Raw genomic sequence first — 425 nt, 5'->3', positions numbered from 1 at the left:
GTGCTGCTGCTGCACCACATCACCACCGACGAATGGTCGGACGCACCCCTGCTGACAGATCTCGAACACGCCTACACATCAAGACATTCCGGACAGTCACCGACCTGGGAACCGCTACCGGTCCAGTACGCCGACTACGCCCTGTGGCAACACCACCTTCTCGACCAGACCGCCGAGGAACATCTGCAGTTCTGGACCGACACCCTGGCCGACGCCCCCGACGAACTCCCACTCCCCACCGACCGCGCCCGCCCCGCCACACCCTCCGGCACCGGCGGCACGGTGGACCTGACTCTCGATCCCGACAGCGTCGAAGCGTTGCGAGAAGTGGCTGCCGATGAGCAGGTCAGCATGCTCATGGTGTTGCATGCGGCGGTGGCGGTTCTGTTGCGCCGGTTGGGTGCTGGCACCGACATCGTCGTCGG

General features: G+C 65.4%; 1 protein-coding gene. It reads left to right on the top strand.

From position 1 onward, the window contains the following. Positions 1-425 (top strand): condensation domain-containing protein (locus ACZY1G_RS27800; protein WP_463824162.1); only part of this gene is annotated, 425 nt, incomplete at both ends.

It is taken from the genome of Mycobacterium sp. IDUB_5, assembly GCF_055419565.1.
The sequence above is the reverse complement of the archived record's forward strand: the minus strand, read 5'-3'. Positions and strand labels throughout refer to the sequence as shown.